We start from the raw sequence: 19,452 nt of genomic DNA on the forward strand, positions 1-19,452 counted from the left end.
ATCAGCCTGCGGCAAATATGGCCGTTGAAAGGCATCTCCTTCGCGCTATCTGTCTGATCGGCGGGACTTTTCCGCCGATCCTTCACCCCGGCTAAATCAAGCGGGAGACAGCCTTATGGCGATCGTCATCACCTCCATCTTCTTCATCATCATCGGGCTTACGCTTAGCGGCGGCGGGCTCTGGCTCGTCACGCTCGGCGGCAGCATGTTCTATCTGTTCGCCGGGCTGATGTTCCTCATCACCGCCGGGCTGCTGTTGATGCGCAAGGCGGTGGCGCTCTGGGTCTATGCGGTGCTGGTCGTCGCGGCACTCGCCTGGGCGATCTGGGAGGTGGGTTTCGACTGGTGGCAGCTCGGCCCGCGCGGCGGCATGATCATCCTCCTCGGCCTCTGGCTGCTGACGCCGTGGATCCGCCGGCCGCTCGGCTTTCGTAGCCCGACGGGCATCACCTACGGCGCCAATCCATGGCCGCTCGCCGTGCCCGTCATTCTCGCCATCCTCGTCGCTCTCTACTCGATGACCACGGATCCGCACGATCTTGCCGGCGAGCTGCCGAAGGATCAGGTCGCCGCCAACCCCGCCTTCGGCGGCAGCGTTCCCGACGGCGAATGGCATCAGTACGGTCGCACGCCCTTCGGCCAGCGTTATTCGCCGCTCGACCAGATCACGACCGCGAATGTCTCCACCCTCAAGGAGGCTTGGCGATACCAGACCGGCGACGTCAAGCGGCCGGACGATGTCGGCGAGACGACCTATCAGGTGACGCCGCTCAAGGTGAAGGACACGCTCTATCTCTGCACGCCGCATAACTGGGCGATCGCGCTCGACGCCAAGACCGGCAAGGAGAAATGGAAATACGACGCCAATTCCGGCATGAACCCGGATCGCCAGCACCAGACTTGCCGCGGCGTCACCTATTATGCCGATCCCACTGTGGCCGCCGGCCAGCCCTGCGCCGAGCGCGTCTACCTGCCGACATCGGACGCCCGACTGATTGCGCTCGACGCGGCGGACGGCAAAATCTGCACCAGCTTTGCCGATCAGGGGGTGCTGCACCTGGAAACCGGCATGCGCTACAATCCGGCCGGCTATTATTACTCCACCTCTCCGCCGGTCGCGGTGGCGGGCAAGATCATCGTCGGCGGAGCGGTGAACGACAATTATTCGACTGAGGAGCAATCCGGCGTCATCCGCGCCTTCGACATCAAGACCGGCGCGCTGCTCTGGAACTGGGATTCCGGCAATCCCGATGTGACGACGCCGCTCCCCGCAGGCCAGACCTATACGACCAACTCGCCGAACAGCTGGTCGGTCTTCAGCGTCGACGAGGCGCTCGGCATGGTCTACATCCCGCTCGGCAACCAGGTGCCAGACCAGCTCGGCATCAACCGCAGCGACAATGTCGAGAAATTCTCCTCCTCGATCGTCGCTCTCAATATCGCCACCGGCCAAATGCGCTGGGTGCGCCAGACGGTGCATCACGATCTCTGGGACATGGACGTGCCCGCCCAGCCGGCGCTGATCGACCTGACGAAGCCTGATGGCAGCGTGGTTCCGGCCCTGGTCGGCCCGACCAAGCAAGGCGATCTCTATGTGCTCGACCGGCGCAGCGGCGAGCCGATCATCCCGGTCAAGGAGGTTCCGGCGCCCGGTGGTGCGGTCTCCGGCGACCACACCGCGCCGACGCAGCCGATCTCCGATCTTACCTTCTCGCCCGAGCCGCTGAAGGAAAAGGACATGTGGGGCGTGTCGCTGTTTGACCAGCTCGCCTGCCGCATCGATTTCCATCGTTACCGCTACGAGGGCCGCTACACGCCGCCGTCGCTTGTCGGCACGATCGTTTATCCCGGCAATTTCGGCACCTTCAACTGGGGCTCGGTGGCGGTCGATCCGGAGCGGCAGATCATGTTCGGCATGCCGACCTATCTCGCCTTCACTTCGCGCCTGGTGCCGGCCGCCGATATTCCGCCGCGCGGCCAGGACGAAAAGGGCAGCGAACAGGGGCTCAACCGCAATGACGGCGCGCCCTATGGCGTGTTCATGGGCCCGTTCCTCGGGCTGATGAAGATCCCCTGCCAGGCGCCGCCATGGGGCTATGTCGCCGGCGTCGACCTGCGCACCGGCAAGATCGCCTATATGCACAAGAACGGCACCGTGCACGACATGACGCCATTGCCCCTGCCCTTCAAGGTGGGCGTGCCGGGGATCGGCGGACCGATGCTGACCAAAGGCGGCGTCGCCTTCCTGGGCGCTGCGGTCGACAACTATCTGCGCGCCTACGACGTGACCAACGGCAGAGAGCTCTGGCAGGCCCGGCTTCCCGCCGGCGGCCAGGCGACGCCGATGACCTATACGGCCGATGACAACAAACAATACGTCGTCATGGTCGCCGGCGGCCACGGCTCTGTGGGTACGAAACCCGGCGATTATGTGATTGCTTATACGCTGCCTTGATGGAGGAGGTGCCCTCTCAACGCAGTGCTTTTGGCTGTGGGTCCTCGGGTCAAGCCCGAGGACGACGGAGGGTTGGGGAGCCCGTAGGGCAAGGACCGCAAGCGAGCGGTGATTTTGTTGGAGTTGCCGCCTATTTTTTACGCGATCCCAACGCAAAATCGCTGGCGCTGGAATTTCTCCAGGCGATCTCGCCTCTTGCCCATACACTCCCCCACCCTCCGTCGTCCTCGGGCTTGACCCGAGGACCCATGGCCGCAAGCGCTTCGTTTTGTTGGACTGATCAGGCGACCACCGTCGGACAAATTCAAGCGAAGTGCTTGCGGCGTGGATACTCGGGTCAAGCCCGAGTACGACGGAGAGTGGGGAAAGCTATGCGGCAGGAGCCGAGACGCCTGGAGCAATTCCCGATCCGTATGCAACCGGCCAGGGGTTTTCCCGTGGGCACCGATCCGGCCCTCGCACCTCCCCGATTCACACCATCTCCACAATCATCCGCCCGACCTCGGCGAAGACCGGATTGAGATCCTTCGCCGGCGCGGTCGCCTCGGCGATATAGACGGCGGCGACGATCGGGCCGCGGTTGGGGGGCCAGATGACGGCGATGTCGCCGAGGGAGCCGTTCGGGCCGGTGCCGGTCTTGTCGCCGACGTTCCACTCCTTCGGCAGGCCGGCTCTCAGCCGTTCGCCGCCGGTGGTGCTGGCCACCAGCCAGGCGATCAATCTGTCCGAAGAGGCTTCGGTGAGGATCGAGCCAAGCGTCAGGTTGCCGAGCGTGTCGAGCATCGCATCCGGTGCCGTCGTGTCGCGCGGATCGTCCTTCCGGCCCTCGTTCAGCGTCGGTTCGGTGCGGTCGAGACGCGTGGTGCCGTCGCCGATCGAGCGCAGCCAGTCGGTCAAACCCGCCGGGCCGCCAAAACTTTCGAGCAGCAGGTTGCCGGCCGTGTTGTCGCTGACGGTCACCGCCGCCTCGCAGAGTTCGGCCACCGTCATGCCATCGGTACCGGCGTGTTTCTCGCTGAGCGGCGAATAGTCGACCAGCTTGTCCTTGCCGTAGGTCACCCGGCGGTCGAGGCTTTCCTCGCCCTTGTCGACACGGGCGAGCACGAAGCCGGCGGCCAGCGCCTTGAAGGTGCTGCACATCGGAAAGGCTTCGCTGCCGCGATAGTTGAAGGAAATGCTTGTGTCCGTGTCGAGCACCGAGACGCCGAGACGGCCGCCGGTGCGTTTTTCCAGCGCGGCAAGGCGGCGCTCGATGTTGTCGTTGTCCTCCTCACTCTTCTCTTGGGCCCTGACAGGAAGCGTTAGCGCAGGCAGGCATAATGCCGAGCCTATCAGCATGCGGCGGGTAAGACTGAGATCCATGATTCCTCCGGCGGTGAGGAAGACAGAGCTAAGCGGCGATTACGGCAGCATCTCGTCCCCGCGGCGACTTCGTCGTCCGCCGAGCAATCTTGTTGTCCGCCGAGCGACCATGTCGTCCGCACGCCGCTCACGCGGCGCGTGTGACCTCGACGGTCACATGCGACAATTCCGTCAGCGCCGAAAGCCTGCCTTTGTAGAAGGCCGGCTCGCGCGGCTCAGAGGTGACGACCGCGACGATCGCCGCATGGTGGCCGGGGCCGACCTGCCAGACATGCAGATCGGTGATCCGGTCTTCCTCCGTCTCGATCGCCTGGCGAATCTCCGCAGGCAAAGTCTCGCCCTGCGGGACGATGTCGACAAGGACGCCGCCCGAGGATTTCATCAGGCTCCAGGACCAATTGGCGATGACCAGGCCGCCGACGATGCCGATGATGGGATCGAGCCAGAGCCAGCCGTAGAGGCTGCCGAGCGTCAGCGCCGCGATGGCGAGCACGGAGGTCAGGGCGTCGGCGATGACATGCAGATAGGCAGCGCGGATATTGTTGTCGCCGGGTTTTCCGTGATGATCGTGGGCGTGGTGGTGGCCGTGATCACCATGACTGTGATGGGCATGGTCGCCGTGATGGTGCGCATGGTGACCATGCGCGTGATGGCCATGCCCGGCATGACCGCCGCCGGAAAGCAGCCAGGCGCTGACGAGATTGACGGCAAGGCCGATCACCGCGACGGCGATCGCCTGGGCAAAGCCGATCGGCACCGGATTTGAAAGGCGCAGCAGGCTTTCCCAGGCCATCAACAGGGCGATCAAAGCCAGGACGATGGCGCTGGCGAAGCCGGCGAGATCGCCGAGCTTGCCGGTGCCGAAGGTGAAACGCGGATTGCGCGCCTGCCGGCGGGCGAAGAGATAGGCGAGCGCCGAAATCAGCAGGGCGCTGGCATGGGTCGACATGTGCCAGCCATCGGCGACCAGGGCCATGGAGCCGTAGACGGTGCCGGCGGCGATTTCCGCCACCATCATCACCGCCGTCAGCGCGATCACCAGCCAGATGCGCCGCTCGTTGCGCTGATGATCGGCGCCGAGGAAGACATGGTCGTGTTCAGAGCTATTCATTGCGGCTTTCCCGATTCCGGCACTCATTACAGGCTCCTTCGTCACGGCACTCAGCGGATATAGGTTCGCAAGACTTCCGATATTTCCTCGACCGCCTCGGCCCTTGCCGCATCATCGGCGGCATTCAGCACATGTTCCCGCAGGTGATCGTCGAGCACCTCGCCGGTCAGCCCGGTCAGGGCGCCGCGGACGGAGGCAAGCAGCTGCAGGATTTCGCCGCAGGGGCGCTCGGCCTCCAGCGCCCGCTGGACCGCCTCCATCTGCCCCTTCAGGCGGCTGACACGGGCGACGAGCTTCTTCTTCTGCAGGGTGGTGTGCGACATCGTTAGCCCTCATATAGCATAGGGGGGTATACTATCAAGAGAGCTGGCCAGCATCAAGGCGGATGGCGTGTTTCAGCGTCCCTGACGCCATTGACAAACGCCGCGTTTCCGACAATTGATGGCCCATGATCAAAAACGCGCACCAGAGCCGCTCGTATTTTTGGCTGTACCTGTAAAGGGCGGCCGGACAAGATCATATTGTCAACAAGCCGCCGTCAGGCGGCTTTGTTGTATCGGCAGCGTCCTGACGGCAGACTATCAAAGGACGCGAAGACCATGACCGAAATCGAAGACAGCGAAATTTCATTGATGCGCCCATCGGTGGTGACGATCCGCGCCGCCAAGCCGCGCGACCTGCCCGAGCTCAACGCGATGATCGCCCTGCTTGCCGCCCATCACGGCGATGCGGCGGGAACGACGCCGGAGCAGCTGGAGCGCGACCTGTTCGGCCCGCTGCCGTGGATCACGGCGCTCGTTGCCGAAACCGGCGAAGGGCTGATCGGCTACGCCATTCTGGTGCCGCTCTACAGGGCGCAAGAGGGAAAGCGCGGCATGGACCTACACCATCTCTTCGTGCGCGACGGCCACCGCGGTCATGGCACAGGCCAGTTGCTCGTCGACCGCGCCCGCGAGACCGCCCGCAATGCCGGCTGCGGCTACCTCTCCGTCAGCGCCGCGACCGGAAACGTGCTGGCGCACCGCTTCTACGAACAGATGGATTTCACCCCACGTCCGGTGACCGGCATGCGTTATATGCAGTCGATCGCTTGAGGCAGGCCTGTCCTACCGTCCCGGCACGGCCTTCAGATAAGCGGCGATCGCCTCGCGGTCGCCGGCCGGCAGACGGGCAATGTTCTGCTGCACATCGACCATCGAGCCGCCGGCGGTATCGAAATCTGGCGTGAAGCCGGTTTCGAGGTAGCTGGCGATATCGGCCTCGCTCCAGCCGCCGATGCTTTTGGAGGCCGGGGTGATATCGGGTATGCGGCCCTTGCCTTCCGGATTGGGGGCGCCGGCAAGCCACTGATCTGCCTGGAAGCCGCCAAGCGCATCGCGCGGCGTATGGCATTCGCCGCAATGACCGGGGCCTTCGACGAGATATTGCCCGCGCTTGATCTTGTCGTCGCTCTTGGCGAGCGCAACACGCGGCTGGTCGTTGAAATAAAGGAATTTCCAGCCGCCGAGCACCAGCCGGATGTTGAAGGGGAACGGCAGTTCATGCGGGGCCGCGACGTTTGCGCTCTTCGGCAGGGTTTTCAGGAAGGCGAAGAGATCGTTGACGTCCTTGTCGCTCATGCGGGAATAGGAGCCATAGGGAAAGGAGGGGTAGAGATGCTCACCATCCCGGCCGACGCCGCGCTTCATCGCATTGCCGAACTCGGCCAGCGTCCAGGCGCCGATGCCGGCCTTTTCATCGGGTGAGATATTCGGCACGTGGAATGTGCCGAACGGGCTCTTCAACGCCAGCCCGCCTGACAGCGTCAGTTTTGCGTCACCTTCAGAACCGGGCGCTGAATGACAGCTGACGCAGCCGCCGGCCCAGAAGACCATCTGACCGTTGGCCGTATCCGGAGCGTCAAGACCGGCCCAATGGCTTTCCGGCAGCGGATCGGGCGCGGTCACCAGATAGAAGGCGCCCCCGCCGAGCACGGCGACGCCGATCAGACAGAGCAGAAACCGGATGAACCTGCGGATCATGCCCCGCCTCCCCTTTCGCCGACATTTATCCGCCGGTCGATCCCACATAAGGCGATCCGCGCCAGCGGCAAGGCTGGCGCGGATCGCGGTTTATCTGTTGTTTGCGCAATTCCGGACGCAAACCGCTGCACGGCCTATCGCTCACTTCTTGATGCGATAGGCCTTGTGACAGCCGCCGCAGCTGGCGCCGAGCGTGTTGACGGTGGCGTCGACAGCCGCGGGATCGGCCGGAAGCTGGGCGAGCGCGGTTTCGGCATCAGCGGAGAGCTTCGCGGCGCGCGCCTTGAAATCATCCATGTTTTCCCAGATCTTCGGGCTCGCCTCGTCGTCGCCGGTTTCCGTGCCCGGCTTGAACTGGTCGGGGAAAACCTTGGCCGTTGCGGCAATCGTCGTCAGCGCCGCCTTCACCGCTTCGGCATCATAGGGCTTGGTGCCCTTGGCGATGGCTGCCAAGGCGCCTGCCGAACCACCGATCTGCTTCATCAGCGCGATGCGCGCATCATGGGTGCCATCGGCGGCGGTCACCGAACCGAAGGCCATGCCGGCGATCGCTAGGGCCGCAGCTACTGCTTTCCAATTCATATTCCTCTCCATTTTTCCTCGACCTAGAGCGGCCGATCGCCAATCTGCACCGGGAGGATGACAAAATCTACGTGTCCAGCTAGTCACAATTTGCCGGATCACCATAAAAACAACGTGATACGTACAGACGTCTCAAGCGGTTTTCCACCCCTCCCAGAGGCTGAAGGCGGAGACCGCAACCAGCAGCAGCCCGGCGAAGCGGCCGACGAAGGCCGTGACGTCGGGATTTGCGACAAGCAGGTCGCGGCTGCGGCCGGCCGTCATCGCCAGCGTGCCGTAGATGGCGAACTGGGTGGCAACCGTCATGGCGCCCATGATCAGCCCCTGCATCCAGACCGGGCCATATTCCGGCTTGAGGAACTGCGGATAGACGGCGAACATGAAGATATAGGCCTTGGGATTGACCAGACAGGTGACGGCCCCCTGGCGGAAGGCGCGCCAGCCGGAGCGTGCCGTGCCCGGCCCGACCGCTTCGACGGTGATCGAACTGCGGATCAAGGAAATGCCGATCCAGATCATATAGGCGACGCCGGCAACAAGCAGCACGTTGAAAAGCTGCGGCAGCATGGTGACGAGCACGCCGACGCCGGCCGCGCCATAGGCCGAATGCACGGCGCCGCCGGCCATGATGCCGCCGGTTGCCGCAAGCCCCCGCCTGACGCCGCCGGTCAGCGAATTGGCGAGCACAAAGAGCATGTCCATGCCCGGCACGATGATGATGCCGAAGAGAAGGATGAAGAAAAGCCAGAGGTTTTCGTGGTAGTTCATGTCAGTTACCGCCTTGAGTTCTGCGAGCCGTTTTCAGAGACCCTGATTGATTTCAACTCGATAGGCGGCTCTATACGGGAACCCAACTGACAGTGTATTGTCAGGAGCGTAAGGGATGGGAGAGGCAAAATGCGCAAGGCCTCGCGGCTTTTCGAGATCATTCAGATCCTCAGGCTCGCCAGAAAGCCGATGACGGCGGCTGTTATGGCCGAGACGCTCGAGGTGACCGTGCGTTCGATCTATCGCGACATCGCCGCCCTTCAGGCGATGCGCGTGCCGATCGAGGGTGGGCGCGGCATCGGCTATATTATGCGGCCGGGCTTCGACCTGCCGCCGCTGATGTTCTCGATCGAAGAGATGGAGGCGATCGTGCTGTCGCTGGCGCTGCTCGAACGGACGGCCGACGAGGAGTTGAAACAGGCGGCGCGCCGGGTCAACCGGAAGATATCAGGCGCCGTACCGGCGCCGCTGCGCCAGGCAATGGACAGCAAGGCGCTCTATGCCTGGGGCTCGATCGCGCAGCCGGCGGGCTTCGACCTTGCGATCGTGCGCCGGGCGATCCGCGACGAACGCAAGCTGATGCTCGACTACCGCGACGAGGTTGGCCGGGCGACGGAACGAACGATCCGGCCGATCGCGCTGATCTATTATTCGCAGACCGCCAATATCGTCGCCTGGTGCGAATTGCGCCAGGCGATCCGCAATTTCCGCAGCGACCGGGTGGAGCGCTGCGCGGCAAGCGAAGATTTCTTCAAAGGTGATGGCGACCGGCTGCGGGAATTGTGGACGAGCGGTTGGACGGAGAAGGCTGTGCCGGTGTGAAATGTGAGGGCATTTATGCGAACAGGTTGGCAGCGTTTGAGGCACGAGCGGGAGATCAGCGCCATGCGGCCCCGGGGAAGCGCTTTCATCCTGGCACATTTTCGACGCCGCCAAAGGACCGCCGACATCTGCCCCACCTTCCGTCATCCTCGGGCTTGACCCGAGGATCCACGCCGACCTCCATCAGCAGCGGGCATGGATCCTCGGCTCAAGGCCGAGGATGACGGAGGGTGGGGTTGCGCTCCGCCAAACTCACCGTTGGTGGGTTGGGCGCTTCTTCGGGGGGGCACCCCGCAATCTCGGTCAATTTCTGTTATAGAGTCGGTAAAGGCCGAGCATGACAGAAGCAGCAATTGGCAGTCTCTCCCAGCCTAATAGGCCAGCGTCCGACTCTCTTCGCGGCCGAAGCCGCGGATTTCGATGTGGTCGGGGTGGACTTCGACGATGGCGAAGGCGTTTTCGGTCTCGGTGTCGGCGACGCCCTTGAAGTTGACGAAGTGGCAGGCGCCGGCCTTGCCGTAATTGCCGACGTGGTTGTGACCGTTGAGATAGGCGACGACGTTGTCGTGCGAGGCGAGCGATGCAACGATGCGGTCGCGATCCCACATGTCGTGCGCGCTGGGGGGATGGACCGGATAGTGGTTGAGGACGATCACCTTCTCGCCGGCCTCGGCTGCGCTTGATATTTCATCGCCGAGCCAGGCGAACTGCTGGTCACTCAGCGCACCGTTCCACCGATGGGCATTCGGGGCACCCCTGGCCTGCAGCTCCGCCAGCATCTGTGCGGCCAGCGCCCGATGCGGATGGCCTTCGGGCGGCGCGAAGGTGCTGACCTCGTTGCCGTCGAGCACGATGAAACGCCAGCCGTGGCGGCGGAAGCTGTAATAGGGCGACGGCATGCCGAGGCGGGTGGCGATTTCGGAGAGATGGCCGGAGGAGACCGAGAAATCGTGATTGCCGAGCAGGAAGAGCGCCTCGTGCCTCAGTCTGTCATAGACCGGCAGGATATCGTCGAAGCTTGCGAAGCTGCGGTCGATGACATCGCCGAGCGTCATGACGAAGCTCAATTCCTCGCCATTGAAGACCTCGATCGCCGCGGCGACTTTGGCGAGGCTGTTGGCGTAATAGCGGTCCATGGCCGCATGCGGCTGGATTGCCGCATATTGCGGGTCGGCGATAATGCCGAAGCGGAACAGGGGAAGAGCGGAGGAAGACATGGAGCGTGATTAGAAGCGGCCGATGACAGGGATGTGACGGCTCGTCTTTCAAAACGAAACACCCGGCGTTTGGGCGCCGGGTGCCTAATTCAGCGAGGCGGCAAGTCGGATGCCGCTTACTTCGTGGCTTCTTCGTAGCGTTCCAGGACGTAGTCCCAGTTGATCAGGCTATCGACGAAGGCCTCGAGATATTTCGGGCGGGCGTTGCGATAGTCGATGTAGTAGGAGTGTTCCCAGACGTCGACGCCGAGGATCGGAGTGGCGCCATGGACCAGCGGGTTTTCGCCGTTCGGGGTCTTGGAGATTTCGAGCTTGCCGTTCTTGACGGAAACCCAGGCCCAGCCGGAGCCGAACTGGGTGGCGCCGGCAGTGGCGAAATCGGCCTTGAACTTGTCGTAGCCGCCGAGATCGGAGGTAAAGGCCGCTTCGAGCTTGCCCGGCAGCTTGTTGCCGCCGCCGCCCTTCTTCATCCACTTCCAGAAATGGATGTGGTTGTAGTGCTGGGCAGCGTTGTTGAAGAGGCCGGCATTGGTGCCGAACGACTTCTTCACGACGTCTTCGAGCGAGAGATCGGAAAGCCCGGCTTCGGCGGCAAGCTTGTTGCCGTTGTCGACATAGGCCTTATGGTGCTTGTCGTGGTGAAACTCCAGCGTTTCCTTCGACATGAAGGGAGCAAGCGCTTCGTAATCATAGGGAAGTTCAGGCAATTCGAAAGCCATATCAGATCTCCTCTTGCAATAGATTGCGTCATCGGCAGGTGAGGCGGAACATAGGAGGGGAAAGGGGGAGAGGCAACCGGCGAAATATCAAAAAACGATCCGTCGGAGGAAAATTTGCCTCAGTTGCCGGGCTGGAATCGCGCCTGCAATTGCTTGGGATACCCGCCCCGAAAACCGCTTCCCCACGATAGACATCAATGGAGACCCAATATGAACAGGAATATAATCCCACTGCTGGCCATGGCCACGTTTCCTTTGCTGTCAGCTGCGGCGTTCGCCTCCTCGGATGACGCCTGGAAACAGATGGCAGCCGATGTGGAGGCGAAGTGCAAGAAGGCGGCTGTGGCCATCGACAATCCGAATGCCGCCGTCGATCCCTTCGGCACTTCGCATTACGGGCTTGCCCTGCTGACGGGGAAACCGAAGGGCGCCAAGGGCCTGATTGCGCAGATCTGCGTCTACGACAAGCAAAAGAAAACCGTCGAGATCGGCAGCGAGATGGATGCCAAAAAGCTTGGGCTCATGCCGGCAAAATAGGCCGCCGCGGGACCGCCTGCCAGGCAACGCCGTCGAAATCCTGCCGGTCTTTCCGAACGGCTTCTTCAAGATCGCCCGGCTGAAACAGCGGATTGTCCGCCTGATATTAAAATTTTTTCCGCATCGCGGGTTCTGATGCTACCGTTCGTCTGAGGGGACCGCATGACATCGGATATCTTCTTTTTCATCGTGGTAGGCTTTTGCGCGCAGATCGTCGACGGCGCACTCGGCATGGCCTTCGGCGTGCTGTCGACGACGAGCCTTCTGGCCTTCGGGGTGCCTGCGGCCAATGCCAGCGCCATGACGCATGTGGCTGAGATGTTCACCACGGCCGCGTCGGGCATTTCGCATGCCTATCATCGCAATGTCGACTGGCGCCTGGTGGCGCGGCTGGCACCGGCCGGTATGATGGGCGGCGCGATGGGCGCCTATCTGCTGGCCAATATCGACGGCAAGGTGATCGCGCCGTTCGTGTCGGCCTATCTGGTCGCGATCGGCCTGTTGATTCTCTACAAGGCTTTTCGGCCGCCGGCAAAACGCGAGGTGCGCGACTGGGCCGTGCCGCCGGTTGGGTTTTGCGGCGGCGTGCTCGATGCGATCGGCGGCGGCGGATGGGGACCTGTGGTCACCAGCACGCTGATTGGGCGCGGCCACGACCTGAAGCGGGTGATCGGCTCGACCAATTTCACCGAATTCGCGGTGACGCTGACGATTTCGCTGACCTTCATCCTGACGCTCGGCTGGTCGGAGCTCAATTCGGCGATCGGCCTGATCATCGGCGGCGTCATTGCCGCGCCTTTCGGCGCCGTCCTCGTCAAGCGGCTGCCGGTGCGGCCGCTGATGGTGGCTGTCTCGATGGTCATCATCGTCACGTCGGCAATCCGGATCCTGTAAGCCGTGCCAACCGCGATCAGAGATTGCGGCCGAAATAGACTTCCACGGCGGCGATCTTGTCGCCGCGGAAACGAACGCTTTCGATGTTGCCGAAGCTGCCGCCGTCGCGCTTTTCGGCACGGTAGCGAACAACCGCTTCGTCGCCGTCGAGCGCCAGGAACTCGATGTGGATAGCGCGGAAGAACGGTTCCTTCGGCCAGCAGCGCTCGAAATAGGTGGCCCGGTCGATATGGTCGTCGCGCGGACTGGAGAAGGTGAAATCTTCCGTCAGCATGGCGCCGACTTTATCCTTGCGGTCTTCGAGATAAGCGGCGTAGAGATCGCGGACGGTCCGTTGCCTCGTGCGCATATCGTTCATGGCAATATCCTCCGATTAACCGATTGCATCACGCAATCAGTACGTCTAGCACTTTTACCCGAGATGATCCAGATTGCCGCACAACTGCGCCTTCATGATCGACGCCGAGGCATGGAATGACCGATACGCAATTGGACGCGGCGAGCGCGAACAGGATGATTTTAGGCCGAGCCGGCCTAAAGTCTGAATCCTGTTCTCAATTAAAGAGTAGAGCATGATGTCGTCCGAAAACCGCTCACACTTTTCGGCATCATGCTCCAAGACAGGCTCGATCCACTGGAGGCGCAACCTCGCGATCTCGCTGATCGGCTCCTTCACCACCATTGTGGCGATGACGCTGCTTCTGCCTTTCCTGCCGCTTTATGTCGAGGAGCTCGGCGTCAGCGACCATGCGGCGATCGTGCAGTGGTCCGGCATCGCCTATGGCGCTACCTTCCTGGCCGCGGCGCTGGTTGCGCCGATCTGGGGACGGCTCGGCGACATTTACGGCCGCAAGCTGATGCTGGTGCGCGCCAGCCTCGGCATGACGCTGGCGATCTCGCTGATGGGCATGGCCGGCAATGTCTGGCAGCTGGTGGCGCTGCGCCTCTTCGTCGGGCTTGCCGGCGGTTATTCCTCCGGCTCGATGGTGCTGGTGGCGACGCAGACGCCGAAAGACCGCTCGGCCTGGGCGCTCGGCGTTCTCTCTTCCGGTATCATGGCCGGCAATCTCGTCGGGCCGCTGATCGGCGGGGCGCTGCCGCCCGTGATCGGCATTCGCGGCACATTTCTCGCCGCCGGGGCGATGATCTTCCTCGCCTTTCTCGCCACGACCTTTTTGATCAAGGAGGAGAAGTCGCCGGCCCGCAAACAGGCGGCCAAGGCGAGCGGCGGCTGGAAATCCATTCCCGACAAACGGCCTGTCATCGCCATGCTGGCGACCGGCATGCTGTTGATGTTCGCCAATATGTCGATCGAGCCGATCATCACCGTCTATGTCGCGCAGATCGTGCCGGTGGCGGACCAAGTCACGATGATTTCGGGCATCGTCATGTCGGCCGCTGCCCTCGGCAGCATTCTTTCCGCCTCGCGGCTCGGCAAGCTCGCCGACCGGATCGGCCATTGGCCGGTGATTTCAGGTGCGCTCGCCGTCGCCGGACTGCTTCTGATCCCGCAGGCCTTTGTCACCAGTTCCTGGCAGCTGATCGTCCTGCGCTTCCTGATGGGGTTGGCACTTGGCGGGCTCCTGCCCTGCATCGCCGCCGTCATCCGCCACAGCGTGCCGGATAGCGCGGCCGGCAGCATTCTCGGGCTTTCCATCTCCTCGCAATATATTGGCCAGGTCGCCGGTCCGGTCCTTGGCGGTTTTGTCGGCGGCCATATCGGCATGCCGGCGGTTTTCCTCGGCACCTCGGTGCTGCTTCTCGGCGGTGCTGCCTATGCCTGGATGGTGCGGCCGCGGGATGCCGAGACGGACCCCCAGTCAGCTTCGCTGAACGCTCCCGCAGATCAGCTCGACGCCTGAGCTGGCGATCGCTTCCAGCGTCTCGCGGCTGTCGCCGGCGCGGGCGCGGACGGCGAGCGAATGCATGACGGCGGAAGCAAGCATTGCCAGCATCTGCGGATCGGCGCCTTGCGGAAGCTCGCCGCTTTCGACGGCAAGGCGCATACGCTTTTCGATCTCGCCGTCGAAATCGTTGAGGCTGCGGCCAAGCACCTCGCGGACCCGCTCATGCTCGACCGCCTCGACCGTTGCCGTGCCGATCAGCAGACAGCCGCGCGCGGCGGTTTCACCATGCAGATACACCGCCAACGCGCCAGCATAGACGCGGGCGAGATTGTCGCGCAGCGGCAATGACGGATCGAGCGCCTCAGCCAGCGCATCCATGCCGTCCTGCCGGTAACCCTCCAGCGTATCGAGATAGAGATCCTCCTTGTCGCCGAAGGCGCCATAGAGGCTCGGACGATTGAGCTTGGTCGCGGCACTCAGATTGTCGAGCGAGGCGGCGGCAAAGCCCCTGTCCCAGAAGACATCCCGCGCCTTGGCGAGTGCGGCCTTGGCGTCGAAACCCCTCGGCCGGCCGCGCTTCTTTTCATCCTTCATATTTTGTACCGTTTCGCATTAAATTCTTGACTAAGGTTATTTTATGCGGAACAGTACAAATGTTCAATGGCATTGACAGCCGGCATCGGCCGGCTGCGCCAAGAGAGGAACCGAGAGAGGAAATCGCCATGAAACTCTATATGAACGCCGCTGCCTGCTCGCTGTCACCGCACATCGTCTGCCGGGAGCTGGGGCTTGATATCGAACTCATCGAGGTCGACCGGCAAACCAACAGGACGAGCGACGGACAGGATTACCTTTCGATCAACGGCAACGGTTATGTGCCGGCGCTGCTGCTCGACGACGGCAAGGTGCTGACCGAGGGGCCGGCGATCGTGCAGTTTCTCGCCGACAGCGTGCCGCAGGGATCAGCCATGCTGCCCGAGGTTGGCAATATCAGCCGCAACGAGGTGCAATCCTATCTGAATTTCATCACCGCCGAGCTGCACAAGCCGATGGTGATGCTGTTCAACCCGCTTTACTCAAGCGTGCATGCGGAGATCCGGGCGCTGATCTCAAAGCGGCTCACCTGGCTGAACGGCCGTCTCGCCGGACCCTATCTCACCGGCGATGCCTTCACGTTGGCGGACGCCTATCTCTTCGTCTGCCTGAACTGGTCGCCCTGGATCGATGTCGATCTCAGAAAATGGCCGGCGCTGCTTGGCTTCACGGCCCGCGTGGCGGCGCGTCCGAAGGTGCGCGAGGCGATGCAGATCGAAGATCTCGAAGCCTTCGATGCCGACGGCGTCTATTTCGCGCCGCATGCCTATGTCGCCTCTTCGGGGCGAACGGGCTCGCCGGTGCGGCCATGAACGCGGCTTCGACCGAGACGATCCTGCGGCGGTTCAACGATGTGTTCCTGTCGCATAATCCCGCGGCACTCGATGAACTTGTCGGCGAGGACTGCATCGTCGAGAACACGCAGCCGGCGCCGAACGGATCGCGCCATGTCGGACGGGCGGCCTGCATCGAACTCTGGAGCGGGATCGCAACCACACCCGGCACATGGTTCGTTTCCGAGGACCTGATCGTCACCGGCGAACGCGGCATCCTTCTCTGGCGCTTCTGCTGGGGAGAGGACGAAGGGCAATCGGTACGCGGCGTCAACCTGATGCGGGTGGCCGACGGCAGGATCGTCGAGGCGCTCGGCTACGTGAAAGGCAATTGACGGCATTGCCGGCGCCGGCGATTATCCGCCGGCGCCGGATGATCCTTCCCGAACTTCCCGGATTATCGAAAGGCTGCGCCGACTGCATCTTGCCTCCCGTGAAAGCCGAAGAGCCGGCTCCCCAAGAACAGGAGATGACAATGCGCCAGACGATGACAGCCTATAGAGTGCATGCCTTTGGCCCGCCGCAGGCAATTGTACCAGAAGAAATCGAACGCCCGATGCCTGGTCCAGGCGAGGTGCTGGTAAAGGTGAAGGCAGCCGGTGTCGGACCGTGGGACGGCTGGATCCGCTCCGGCCACAGCGCCCTGCCCCAGCCGCTGCCGCTGACGCTCGGCTCCGACCTCTCGGGCACCGTCGAAGCCGTCGGGCCCGATGTCACCCATGTGGTGCCGGGCGATGCGGTCTACGGCGTTACCAATCCGCGCTTTGTCGGCGCCTACGCAGAGTATGCCATTGCCGCCGCCGGCATGATCGCCCGCAAGCCGGCAACGATCAGCGACATCGAGGCGTCGTCGATCCCGGTGATCGCGGTGACGGCGCGCCAGGCGCTGTTCGACCATGCGAGGCTTGTGGCCGGGCAGACCGTGCTGATCCATGGCGCGGCCGGCAATGTCGGCGCCTATGCGGTGCAATTTGCCCGCAAAGCCGGGCTTACCGTCATTGCCACGGCCAGCGGCGGCGACGTCGAGGTGGTCGGCAAACTCGGCGCCGATACGGTGATCGATTTCCGCAGCCAGCGTTTCGAGGATTTGAGCCCCGCGGTCGACGCCGTCATCGATCTGGTCGGCGGGCAAACCCAGGCGCGCTCCTTTGCGGTGCTGAAGCGCGGCGGCAGGCTGGTTTCGGCGGTATCCCAGCCGGACCAGGAGCTTGCCAAGGCGCACGCGGTCGAGGCCCTCTTCTTCCTGGTCGAGGTAACGACGGCAGAGCTCACCGACATCGCGGCGATGGTGGAATCAGGCGCGCTCGTGACCCAAGTCGGCACCGTGCTGCCGTTATCCGAAGCCATTGCTGCGCATGAGATGCTGGAGGGAACCCGACCGCACGCCAAGGGCAAGATCGTTCTTACCGTTGTCGCCTGAACCAAACAAAGGCCGGGCGGTCCCGGCCTTTTAGATAGTCAGAGCATGATGTCGTAAGAGAACCGCTGACAGTTTTCGGCATCATGCTTTAGCCGTGTCAATCTCCCGGGTCGGGCTTGCCGGCTGGGGCCTGCCCTCACAGCGCGTTGACGGCCACCGGCAAAGCGCGCTTGTGGGCGGTTGCGCGATAGGCGGCGAAGATGCGCCGGCGGGCGATCTCGCCGACCGGCTTGCCTTCGAGAAAATCGTCGATCTCGTCATAGCTGACGCCATAGGCCTCCTCGTCGGGGCGCAGCGGCCGCTGGTCCTCGAGATCGGCTGTGGGAACCTTGAACACCAGCTCATCCGGTGCGCCAAGCCGTTTTGCCAGCAGGCGCACCCGGCGCTTGTTGAGGCCGGCAAGCGGCAGGATATCGGCTGCGCCATCGCCGAACTTGGTGAAAAAGCCCATGACCGCCTCGGCGGCATGGTCGGTGCCGATCACGAGACTGCCGAGCGCGCCGGCAAGGGCGAACTGAGCGATCATGCGCTGACGGGCCTTGATGTTGCCGAGGATGAAATCCTGGCGACCGGCATCGGCGAAGGCAAGGCCGCCGTTTTGAGCGGCCGCCAGCATCGCATCGGCCGGCTCCTTGATGTTGACCACCATCGAACGATCAGCGCCGATCGTTGCCAGCGCCCGCGTCGCATCGGCCTCGTCGGCCTGGACACCATAGGGAAGGCGCACGGCAATGAACTCTGCCGTATGGCCGCTGTCCCGCAGCTCGCGCACGGCCTTCTGGGCGATCAGCGCCGCCGTCAGCGAATCGACGCCACCGCTGATGCCGAGCACATAGCCGCGCATGCCCGAGGCCACGAGATAATCCTTGAGAAAATCGGTTCGCCGCTCGATCTCGTGATCAGGATCGATATCGGCGGCGACGCCCAACTCGCGGATAATCTCGCCTTGTTCGTCGGACAGTACGGTCATGGGTTCCTCGGTGCTGTGGAGTTCGTTGGCACTATGGCCGAAAGATAGGGGAAGGGTAAAGTGTGTGGTGCCGCCGCGCACCTACCTAACGATCGTAAACAACTCCACCGGCTCCGCAAACCCCTTCAGCCCATGCGCGCCGACCGAGACCACATCCCCTGCCCCGGCCTCTTGGCGGAACGGCTCCGACATCAGCAAAGCCTCTCCCAACTCGCTGCAGGCGGTCTGGATGCGGCTGACGAGGTTGACGTCGCGGCCGATCAGGGTGAAGTCGAGGCGGCGGCCGGAGCCGATATTGCCGTAGCTAACCTCACCGTAATGCAGGGCGATGCCGGCCTTTACGCCGATGCCCTCATACTGGAAATGGTCGATCTCATCGAGGATGGCGCGGGCCGATGCCAGCGCCGCGCCGCAGGAATGGGCGGCATCGTAACCCGGGAAGAAGGCGAGCACGGCATCACCCATGAATTTCAGCAGTTCGCCGCCCTCGCGGGTGATGGCCGGCACGATCCTGTCGAAATAGGCGTTGAGCAGGCCGAGCACGGTGCTGCCGGGCAGCTTATTCGACAGTTCGGTAAAGCCGCGCAGATCGCAGAGCAGCAGGGCCGCCTCCATCGATTCGATCTCGTCGCGGCGTATGCGGCCGGCAAGAATACGGCTGGCCGTCAGCGGGCCGATATAGGTATCGAGCAGGCTGAGCTCGACCTGGCGAAGGATGCGCAGCTCGCTGGTGTTGCGCAGCGCCGGCAGGATGCGCTCGATCAGCTGCCGTTCCGAGGCGGTGAAGCCGCCCGGCCGCCTGGTGCCGAAGACGGCGGCACTGACCGGCCCGTCCACATTGCAGAGCGGCGCGATAACGAGCTGCATCAGGCCGCGATCGGCAAAGACATCGATATGCTGCCAGCGGCCATGCACGCTGTCTCTGGTATCGACGACCAGCGGTTCGCGGGTTTCCATGACCTTGCGCAGCGGCGTGTTGGCGATGGCGACCCGGGCGCCGTGTTCCCGATCGTGGATCTCGACCGGCTCGCCCGGCGCCCAGGCGATGGTGCGGCCGATGAACTCGGGATGCAGCGTCATCAGATGCAGGGTCAACCGGTCGACCGGCATGCCGAGCGCCTGCAGCCGGCGGCCGAGGCCGGAGACGAGACCTGCTTCGTCGAGCGCATGGCATTCATCGCCGGAAAGCCATTCGATAATCGAGAGCGGCGCCCCGGCGCTGACGACATGGCCGGCAGCCTTTGGCTGAAACCGATCGAGATCGGGAGCATGGATCGCTGATATCATGGCGTTGTCCTCC

The 19,452-nt window shown here is 63.2% G+C and carries 21 protein-coding genes; 9 read left to right on the forward strand and 12 right to left on the reverse strand.

The window, feature by feature from the left end; genetic code table 11:
• The first annotated feature begins 115 nt into the window (after positions 1-115).
• Positions 116-2,455, forward strand: coding sequence for a glucose/quinate/shikimate family membrane-bound PQQ-dependent dehydrogenase (locus GR197_RS14255; protein ID WP_164010574.1), 2,340 nt, complete (start codon positions 116-118; stop codon positions 2,453-2,455).
• 471 nt (positions 2,456-2,926) lie between these two features.
• Here GR197_RS14255 and bla read toward each other — a convergent pair whose 3' ends face one another.
• From bla to dmeR, 3 genes are all read right to left on the reverse strand, one after another.
• Positions 2,927-3,817, reverse strand: a complete 891-nt coding sequence (gene bla / locus GR197_RS14260) for a class A beta-lactamase (protein WP_164010577.1) — start codon at positions 3,815-3,817, stop codon at positions 2,927-2,929.
• A gap of 127 nt (positions 3,818-3,944) precedes the next feature.
• Positions 3,945-4,955, reverse strand: a complete 1,011-nt coding sequence (dmeF, locus tag GR197_RS14265; RefSeq protein ID WP_164010579.1) for a CDF family Co(II)/Ni(II) efflux transporter DmeF — start codon at positions 4,953-4,955, stop codon at positions 3,945-3,947.
• A 23-nt stretch (positions 4,956-4,978) separates the two neighbouring features.
• Complete coding sequence (gene dmeR, locus GR197_RS14270; protein ID WP_164010582.1) at positions 4,979-5,251, reverse strand: Ni(II)/Co(II)-sensing transcriptional repressor DmeR; 273 nt, start codon at positions 5,249-5,251, stop codon at positions 4,979-4,981.
• Positions 5,252-5,527: 276 nt separating this feature from the next.
• Here dmeR and GR197_RS14275 point away from each other — a divergent pair, with 276 nt between their 5' ends.
• A complete protein-coding gene (locus tag GR197_RS14275) occupies positions 5,528-6,022 on the forward strand; it encodes a GNAT family N-acetyltransferase (RefSeq protein ID WP_164010585.1) in 495 nt (164 codons plus the stop codon).
• A 12-nt stretch (positions 6,023-6,034) separates the two neighbouring features.
• Here the strand turns inward: GR197_RS14275 and GR197_RS14280 are convergent, their stop codons facing one another.
• The 3 genes from GR197_RS14280 to GR197_RS14290 form a co-directional block, all read right to left on the reverse strand.
• Positions 6,035-6,949: a cytochrome c gene (locus GR197_RS14280; protein ID WP_164010588.1), complete on the reverse strand. Its 915-nt coding sequence runs from the start codon at positions 6,947-6,949 to the stop codon at positions 6,035-6,037.
• Between the two features lie 141 nt (positions 6,950-7,090).
• Positions 7,091-7,531: a c-type cytochrome gene (locus GR197_RS14285; protein WP_164010591.1), complete on the reverse strand. Its 441-nt coding sequence runs from the start codon at positions 7,529-7,531 to the stop codon at positions 7,091-7,093.
• 132 nt (positions 7,532-7,663) lie between these two features.
• Positions 7,664-8,299: a LysE family translocator gene (locus GR197_RS14290; RefSeq protein ID WP_164010593.1), complete on the reverse strand. Its 636-nt coding sequence runs from the start codon at positions 8,297-8,299 to the stop codon at positions 7,664-7,666.
• Between the two features lie 129 nt (positions 8,300-8,428).
• Here GR197_RS14290 and GR197_RS14295 point away from each other — a divergent pair, with 129 nt between their 5' ends.
• Entirely contained in the window at positions 8,429-9,121 is a 693-nt protein-coding gene (locus GR197_RS14295; RefSeq protein ID WP_164010596.1) for a helix-turn-helix transcriptional regulator, read from the forward strand.
• Positions 9,122-9,492: 371 nt separating this feature from the next.
• Here GR197_RS14295 and GR197_RS14300 read toward each other — a convergent pair whose 3' ends face one another.
• Both GR197_RS14300 and GR197_RS14305 read right to left on the reverse strand, forming a co-directional pair.
• A complete protein-coding gene (locus GR197_RS14300) occupies positions 9,493-10,338 on the reverse strand; it encodes a metallophosphoesterase (protein ID WP_164010598.1) in 846 nt (281 codons plus the stop codon).
• 116 nt (positions 10,339-10,454) lie between these two features.
• Positions 10,455-11,057 (reverse strand): superoxide dismutase, encoded by a 603-nt coding sequence (locus GR197_RS14305; RefSeq protein ID WP_018484355.1) that lies wholly within the window; start codon positions 11,055-11,057, stop codon positions 10,455-10,457.
• 210 nt (positions 11,058-11,267) lie between these two features.
• Here GR197_RS14305 and GR197_RS14310 point away from each other — a divergent pair, with 210 nt between their 5' ends.
• A complete protein-coding gene (locus tag GR197_RS14310) occupies positions 11,268-11,594 on the forward strand; it encodes a hypothetical protein (protein ID WP_164010600.1) in 327 nt (108 codons plus the stop codon).
• 162 nt (positions 11,595-11,756) lie between these two features.
• Positions 11,757-12,488: a sulfite exporter TauE/SafE family protein gene (locus GR197_RS14315; RefSeq protein WP_164010601.1), complete on the forward strand. Its 732-nt coding sequence runs from the start codon at positions 11,757-11,759 to the stop codon at positions 12,486-12,488.
• A gap of 16 nt (positions 12,489-12,504) precedes the next feature.
• On the opposite strand, the gene GR197_RS14320 is transcribed toward GR197_RS14315, so the two are convergent.
• Positions 12,505-12,846, reverse strand: a complete 342-nt coding sequence (locus GR197_RS14320) for a nuclear transport factor 2 family protein (protein ID WP_164010602.1) — start codon at positions 12,844-12,846, stop codon at positions 12,505-12,507.
• A 217-nt stretch (positions 12,847-13,063) separates the two neighbouring features.
• Between GR197_RS14320 and GR197_RS14325 the strand changes: the two genes are divergently transcribed.
• Entirely contained in the window at positions 13,064-14,350 is a 1,287-nt protein-coding gene (locus GR197_RS14325; RefSeq protein WP_164010865.1) for an MFS transporter, read from the forward strand.
• On the opposite strand, the gene GR197_RS14330 is transcribed toward GR197_RS14325, so the two are convergent.
• Positions 14,309-14,929 (reverse strand): TetR/AcrR family transcriptional regulator, encoded by a 621-nt coding sequence (locus GR197_RS14330; RefSeq protein WP_164010603.1) that lies wholly within the window; start codon positions 14,927-14,929, stop codon positions 14,309-14,311. The two genes, GR197_RS14325 and GR197_RS14330, sit on opposite strands and share 42 nt — an antisense overlap.
• Before the next feature lie 128 nt (positions 14,930-15,057).
• Between GR197_RS14330 and GR197_RS14335 the strand changes: the two genes are divergently transcribed.
• The 3 genes from GR197_RS14335 (at position 15,058) to GR197_RS14345 (ending at position 17,182) form a co-directional block, all read left to right on the forward strand.
• A complete protein-coding gene (locus tag GR197_RS14335) occupies positions 15,058-15,741 on the forward strand; it encodes a glutathione S-transferase N-terminal domain-containing protein (RefSeq protein ID WP_164010605.1) in 684 nt (227 codons plus the stop codon).
• Complete coding sequence (locus GR197_RS14340) at positions 15,738-16,097, forward strand: nuclear transport factor 2 family protein (RefSeq protein ID WP_164010607.1); 360 nt, start codon at positions 15,738-15,740, stop codon at positions 16,095-16,097. The genes GR197_RS14335 and GR197_RS14340 overlap by 4 nt, the downstream gene beginning before the upstream one ends.
• 134 nt (positions 16,098-16,231) lie before the next feature.
• Positions 16,232-17,182 carry an NADP-dependent oxidoreductase gene (locus GR197_RS14345; RefSeq protein ID WP_246724570.1) on the forward strand — a complete coding sequence of 317 codons (951 nt, stop codon included), beginning with the start codon at positions 16,232-16,234 and terminating at the stop codon, positions 17,180-17,182.
• Positions 17,183-17,318: 136 nt separating this feature from the next.
• On the opposite strand, the gene nadE is transcribed toward GR197_RS14345, so the two are convergent.
• Positions 17,319-18,152: an ammonia-dependent NAD(+) synthetase gene (gene nadE / locus GR197_RS14350; protein ID WP_164010609.1), complete on the reverse strand. Its 834-nt coding sequence runs from the start codon at positions 18,150-18,152 to the stop codon at positions 17,319-17,321.
• Positions 18,153-18,233: 81 nt separating this feature from the next.
• The gene (locus GR197_RS14355; protein ID WP_164010611.1) at positions 18,234-19,439 is read right to left on the reverse strand and encodes an adenylate/guanylate cyclase domain-containing protein; all 1,206 of its coding nucleotides are present in this window, start codon (positions 19,437-19,439) and stop codon (positions 18,234-18,236) included.
• Positions 19,440-19,452: the final 13 nt, after the last annotated feature.

It is taken from the genome of Rhizobium phaseoli, assembly GCF_010668805.1.
GTDB classification, from domain to species: domain Bacteria; phylum Pseudomonadota; class Alphaproteobacteria; order Rhizobiales; family Rhizobiaceae; genus Rhizobium; species Rhizobium phaseoli_A.